This window comes from Streptomyces sp. NPDC002690, assembly GCF_053592415.1.
The window spans coordinates 1-7,285 of record NZ_JBSFVR010000377.1 but is presented as its reverse complement, the minus strand read 5'-3'; the positions used below and the strand labels follow the sequence as shown (position 1 = coordinate 7,285).

Below are 7,285 nucleotides of genomic sequence, written 5' to 3'. Positions count from 1 at the left end.
TTGGTGCCCCGGCGGGTCTCGATCGAGCCCTCGTCGTAGTCGATGTCCTCGGGGTTGACGATGCCGACGACGCCCCGTAGGACGAACTCGTCGGCGCCCGTACTCGGCGCCGCACCCCCGGTCGTTCCTCCGCCCGTCCCCGCGCAGGCTCAACTCCTCTCACCCGTGCGGCAGGTCGTCGCACCCCCGCTCGTCGCTCCGGCCCCCGAGCAGATTCAGGCGCCGCAGGCCGAACAGCCGGCACCGCAGGCGAAGCCCGTACGGACGTTCTCCACCTCGTCGACCACCGAGAGCGTCCTGGCGCCCACACCCCCGCCGACGAACTCACCGGTCCCGCAGCGACCACCGTCGGCAGCGGTCCAGCAGACGTTCAATCCGAACGCGCCGGTCTTCGGGGACAGAGCCGACGTGACCGTCGTCCCGGTCGACGACGGGTCACCGCTGTCCCTGTCCCTCGGCCCGGAGAATCCGCATGCCGAGGACGCGGACACGGACTCCTCCGAGCTCGCCCCGCCCGTTCTGTCGGACGCCCCGTTCGAAGACGTGCTCTTCGTGGAGGACGGCCCGCCGGCACACCTCTACGGCGACACCTGGGTCTCCGGCTCGACGAGTGCCTCGGCCACGGAACCCTTCGCCTCGCATCCCGAGCGGGCCGTCGCCGGGCTGGTCAAGGTCGGCCTGAACGTGCCGCAGGTCCTGCTGGACAAGCACGTTCCCGGCACGCTCGGGACGAACCCGGTGGCCCACCGGAGGGCCTTGGCAGCGGAACTGCTGGAGGGGCTTCCGCCAAAGACCGCCGCCGGAATCGACGTCCACGCCCTCGCGGCGCTCCTCGAAGGGGATGCCGGGGGTCTCCTGGGCGAGGGCCGCGGTCTGCTCGTCGGCAGCCCCCTCGCCCCGACCGTGGCCACCGTCACCATGCGCCTCGGTCAGTGGCGCCGCGTCACCACGGGTCCCAGCCCCCAGCCGTACAAGTTCGACGGGATCGACCAGCACCTGACGTCGCACAACGTCGCCGTCACGGAGAGCAGGGGCGCCACGGGCGCGATGAGCGTGCCTCTGTCGGGGTCGGTCGTTCCCGTCGCGACCGCCCAGGTCTCGGCCTCCCTCGCGATGAACGAGAGCAAGACGGTCGATCTCGGCCGGGCCCACCTGATCCAGCGCGAGACGAGGGCCGCCGAGGGCACGGAGACGTACGTCGTCGCGATCCAGTTGGAACTGGAGGTACGACCGCTGCACGACTCGGGCACCACCCCCTCGCCCCTGCGGTCGAAGCTGACCGTGAGCAACGGCGCGACGCTCGAAGTGCCCGTCAGCGCCCGGGAGAAGCCGAAGGCGGACGACGACCTGCCCGCGGAGGTGCCCACGGGTGTTCCGCTCGGGTGGGGGCACGTCGAAGGATTCGGACCCGTGGGCCCGCTGCCCCGGTGGGCCGCCCAGGGGGTGATGCCTCACGGGGTGAGCGTCGCGCAGGTCCACGAGTTCTTCTCCTCCCGCTCGCTGAAGTCGCGGGGGTCGGAGTTGCTCTCCGGGAACCTCGAACTCCCTCGGGGATACTCCGTCAGCACGGTCGAACTCGGCAAGTACCGCCCCCTGTCCGTCTCCACCACCCACGAGATGCGGGACAGCAACCAGGTCACCCAGACCGACTCGGTCAACCGCGCCACCGGCAACAAGGTGGGCGCCGCCTTCCTCGTGGGTGGGACGGGTTCGGTCGGTCCGGTCAAGCTGGCAGGTGGACTGACGGCGTCGGCAGCCCTGACCACCTCCCACACCGACACCCATGGGTCGTCGTCCGCCATGAAGACCGTCGCACGCGTCAAGGGATCACAGACGGTTCTGGGCCGTCAGGAGATCGGTTTCGTCGTCACCCGCCCGGACGGCAAGAAGCTTCCTGTCTCGACCTGGGTCCTGGTCCGCCAGCCTGCCGACGACGTTCGCGCCGCGGCCGGTCTGCCGACCGCGAGGACCGTGTTCGAAGCGGGGAACCGGCCCGACCCCGAGAACCTTCGTCGGGGCGAGGACCGCGCGTACGACCTCACCTTCGCCCGGACGGAGAACCTCGCGTTCCACAAGCAGTCCCCGCAGAACACACAGAACACACAGAACGCACGGGAAGGCCGGCAGGGTCAGCAGTCGGGAAATCTGACCGCCGACGAGTTCGTCGACCAGGTCCTGGACACCTTGGCGAAGAAGGGGAGCGGTCAGGTCCCTTTCATGTCCCGTAAGGAATGGGAGAGTTTCCGGCCCGCCCGGTGGTTCAGCCTGCCGAGTGAGCGGCTGCGTGCCTTCCACAACACCCAGGCCGTCCTGAACGCGGTGCGGCCCGGGATGCTCGCCGACCGGATGGATCAGCTGCACAACGAAGGGCTGAGGATTCCCCTGTTCGGACGGTCCTTCCTCAACCGCCACTTCCACACCCTGGTGCTCCGGGTGCCCAGCCTGGACTGGGACTACCAGCACACCGATCCCCACCGGTTGATCCGTCTGAACACCCCGGGCCAGGTGAAGACCGGCCACGGCCGGACCATCACCAAGGAGGGCTCGATGGGGGCGGAGTTCCTGCCCCGCTTCTCTGCTCCCGGCCTGTCCTTCGGGGGTTCGCTGGGTGCCCGGGCCCACTGGAGCAAGACCGTTTCCACGGAGGTGACCACCGCCTCCGGACGCGACAACACCCTGGTCACCACCACCGCCACCGGGGCACACCTGTTCACCGTCAAGGGTGGCCTCATCGCCGAACTGACCGGGCAGCGGGTCTCCCAGCCCGGTCTGTCGTGGATCGGCAGCCTCGGGCTTCCTCCCCTCGCGCTGCGCCGGCTCCCGAAGAGCGACCCTCTCGACCTGGGCCACTTCACGGCGGCCGTGTACGTCCCCGAGCAGCGGTTCACCGACGGGACGCCGGGCGCCGTGGACGACAACTCCAGCACCGGCACCGGCGGAAGCGGCCGACGGGCCGTCCTCGGCCGGGCCGACCTCAGCAGCACCCCGATCCTCACCTCGAAGATCCGCACCGGCAAGAAGCTGCTGACCGGCATCCTCGACTCGGTCGCGAAGGCCGCGGGCGACCCGGTCGGATTCACCGACGAGGGGGGCCTCGTCCACGAGCGGGTGCGCCAGTGGCTCGTCGGCCTCACCAGCCACCCCGAGTCGCTCTTCTCGCCGGACGGAGTGCTCCTGAGCGGTGTGAGCGACCAGAGTGTGCTGCGGGGCTTCGAGGGTTCCGTCCGGCTGCGCGCCCGGCGCACCGGGCTCAGCGTCGCGGGCCCCGTCATGACTCTGGAGACGGAGCAGTCGGTGAACCACTCGACGACCGCGTCGGAGAGTTCGTCGACGGGGAACAAGGTGACGATCGGGGCCGCGTTCTCGCCGATCGCCCAGCAGAACGCCAACTCGTCCGGCACGTACGGGGCGAACGCGGAAGCGACGGTCCACTCGAAGCAGAGCGGAGAAGCACGGTCCCGGTCCACCACCAGCGACACCAACCTGGTCCAGTCGGACGAGGTGTACGTACTGCTCGACGGCGACATCGAGGTCGAGTGGGTCGTGGAGGGCCGGCCGACCGGGGCGTTCACCCCCTTCGTGTCCGAGGCACGTACGCCCCTGGCGCACGCGCCGTCGTGGACCGGCCGAGGGAGCAGTCCGGTGCACCTCACCGGGTCCCTGACCATCGCCCAGGGCTACCAGGGGCTCATGACCCCCCGCGACCTCCACCGCGCCGGAGCCGTCGACGACGGGCTGGGAGAGTGGGCGGGCGGGCATCTGGAGGGGATGGCCGTCCCCTCGTGGATGCACGACGACGGTATCGACTTCTACCCGCTGGCCGCCTCCGCCTCCATGCCGGCGGAGGCGGCCTCCTTCGATCCGTCCGAGCCGACGGCGACGGCCTCGGACCGTGCGGTGCGAGCGGGGCTGAAGGAGATCGACCGGGCTCTGGCGAAACTGGAGGAGCTGGGGGTGGGGCAGCGGGGCCGGGACACTCTTCACACGCTGGTCGGCGAACAGTCCTTCCGCGCCGGCATCCAGGCCGGGGTGGAGCTGCTGGGCCGTGTCCGGGTGGGCGAGAAACACTTCGTCAAGAGGATCTTCCACGGCGGAAAGAACCTCCAGGTACGGGTGACCCATCGCCGGGTCGCGACGCACACCGTCGTCGCCGCCTCCGGTGTGGGGGACATCGAGAGCACGTTCACCACCGTGGTGACGGATTCCTCGGTCGTCTCGAAGGCCAACGGGCTGGACGCGGGGAGCGGTTCCAGTCAGCGGAGCACCTCCGGAGTGCTTACGGGAGGGGCGGGGCCGAACGGCACCGGCGGCGGAGCGGCGGCGGAGAAAACCATCGCTTCCGCCCAGCGGGTCGTCACCCATCTCAATGCGCTGACCAGCCCCATGGTCAGAGTGGAGAGCGAGTGGGAGACCCGTGTCCAGATCTTCGACGCGGACGGTACGGAGATCCTCAGCGGGACCGAGCCGACGGAGGACGCACCGGGCGGGGTGGCCTGGATGTCCCCCGCCACCACCAGTTACGTACCGCTCGTCCATCTCGAACCCACGGGCACGAGGTGGACGTCGCCTTCCGCCCCCGACGCGAGCACCGGCCCCCTGCCGGACGAGACGGCGTCCGCGTGGCTGGCCCGGACCAACCCGGGAGGGGTCGTTCCGGGTACCACGCACCACGTCAAGGCGCTCAGCGGTGCGGACGAGCTGCACCGCGTCGTGTCCGGCCTCCTGGCGAAGGCAGCGGGCAAGGAGACGCCGGCCGACGGAACGCCGGCCACCTCCTCGCTCACCAAGCCCGGCAGGACGGCGGCGCAGGCTCTCGCGTCGGGGCTGGGTCCGGTCGCCCTCGCCGGCGCCCTCGCCGACGGAACCGCCCTGACGGGCGGTTACCGACTGCCCGGCCTCACCCATCGGGGGCTATTCGGCGGGACCAGCGCCGACGTGGTCGTGCACATGGCCGCCCACTTCGAGAAGGCGGTCATTCGCCGGATGAGCGACTCCGTGCGCCTGGAGACGCTGCGCGGGCAGGGCACGGGGCTCGCGCGGAGCACCGCGGAGAGCAGTTCGTCCGGCCAGAACCTCGCCGCCGCGCTGACTCCGGCTCTCGGCCCGGCCACCGCCTCGGCGCTCCCCCAGACGGGAGTGAACGCGTCGGCGGGAGTGAACGCGACGGAGGCGGACGCCGTCCAGCAACGCTTCAACGAGAAGCCGCTGACAGGCCGTGCCCTCCTGATCAGCGTCCCCGTCACGGCTCTGGCCGAGGTCGCGGTCACCCGGCACTTCAAGGACGGCCCGCTGGGGTCCGGGAACTCACGCTCGGCGAAGACGCTCAGGGACACCGCCGACCTGACCGTCGAGATGTGGATCACCGAGGCGGAGGCCATGAACCTCGGCATCCTGGGGGCCGAGGGGACCCGTCCCCGGCTCACGGAGGCATGGAACGCGGTCAACGAGGCCCAGACCGCGGTCAAGGACAACTCCGTGGCCTACGACCAGGCCCGACTTCCCTGGTTCAAACGGGCGTTGGCGCACCAAGCGGATGCCGCGTCCGGACCGATGGACACCGTGGTGCTCGGCGAGGTGCAGCGGGCGGAGATCCAGCGGATCAGTGACCGTTTCGACGCATCGGTCACCCACTACCGCGCTCTGCTGAAGCAGGCGGTCGAGATCACGCAGAAGTACCAGGAGGCCGAAGGGCCGGGCGATCGACGCACGGTGGACGCGAGCGCCGAACCTCCGCTGCTCCGGTTCGACCGGTCTGTACGCCATGACCACGCGAAGCCCGCGGCCTTGCAAGCGGTTGCCCCCGACACGTTCAACTCCACCCCGGCACAGCTCGGTTCGGGTGCGAACCCGGTGCACGTCACGGCGGACACAGGGGGTGCGGCCCTTTCGGCGGGCGCGCCGACGGTGCTGGACCTGCCGATCGAGCCCGCGAGGGACGCGGTCCATGTCCTGGCCGAGTCGCCCGAGGCGGGGTATCTGCTGGGCGCTCTTCAGACCAAGGGCCTCGCACCCTCCCTCGGCAACCTCAAGGAGGGCGGAACCCTCTACGTCGTCGGCCACGAAGGAGACGTCGGTGCGGGCGGACCGGCCATCGACGAAGTGCTGCGCCTGCTGGGAGACGAGGAGAGCAGGGTGAAGGACTTCACGATCCACATGATCGTGTGCAAGGCGGCCGCACGGCAGGGGCGTGCGCTCTCTCCCGCCGAGAACTTCGCCCTCACCTCGGGAAAGAGCACCTCCGCCTCGACGGTCGACGTCGCGCTGCACGCACGCGACCGGAACGGCGGATGGATCGACGTCTTTCCCCAGTCCTTCGCCGACGCCGTCGAACTCGGCAGGGCGTCCAGTGGGTTCGTCCTGACGGGAGACGTCCGCACGGTGACGAGCGACAGCGTGATGGACGAGCTGATCAGGCAGTTCCAGGAACTCGGTCTCGGCGGCTCCCCCGACGAGGAGCCCCCCGTGCCGATCGCCGCCCCGCCGATCGAGACGTGGGACACGGTGTCGGAGGAGGTCTACGACGTACTGAGCCCGAAACCCGTCGCGAAGCTCTCCCCCGCGGCCGAGCTGGACGCGACTCTCACCGGTCTCGGGCAGGACATCGCGAGGGCACTCGGCCCGAAAGCCCGTCAACGGGCCGAGGAGCAGGCCCTGGACAGGCTGAAGGAGCTCCGCGGTACCGGCGCGTACAGCACGGAGGAGATGAGGACAGCACTCCTTCGCCTCCCCGAACCGCCTCGCGCGTGGCTCCGGTTGTTCGATGCGGAGCGGACACCGGCAGTCACCACACCGATGTGAGGGGTGGTCGGTCCCACCCGTTCGCCCCTCGGGGGACCGCGCCCTGCACGGCCACCCCCACTACCCACCACCCACACGATGACGACGAATCGACGAAGAGAGCAGAAGAGATGGCGGCCACGGAGAGCGGAAACGCACACGCGAGCGGACCCGAGGAGGAGTCCCGCGCGTCGTCACGGCCGGCCGGGACGGCGGTGCCGCGTCTCAGCGCCGGAGTGATCGGCGCGGGACCGGCACCGAAGGACACCGGGCGACCCCCCGAGGGGCCGGCCGAGGAGACCTCCGGCACCTCGCGTGTCCGCCCCGTGGCGGCCCCCGGTACCGAGGAAGCGCCGGGCGAAGCGGCCTCGGAGCGGCCCCCGGCACCGGCCGAGGTCGCCGAGGCCGCGGCCGAGCCGCCGGACGGTGATGATGAAGATCGTGGGAAACCTGCCCGAGGAGTCGACCAGCTTCATCGGGCGGGGAGTCGAACTCCTGCGTCTCGAAT

1 protein-coding gene is annotated in these 7,285 nt (G+C 70.4%); it reads left to right on the top strand.

All coding sequences use genetic code 11. The annotated features are described in order from the left end of the window. Positions 1 to 165 precede the first annotated feature (165 nt). Positions 166 to 6,798 (top strand): hypothetical protein, encoded by a 6,633-nt coding sequence (locus ACWD3D_RS30925; protein ID WP_451464058.1) that lies wholly within the window; start codon positions 166 to 168, stop codon positions 6,796 to 6,798. The last annotated feature ends 487 nt before the right edge of the window (positions 6,799 to 7,285 follow it).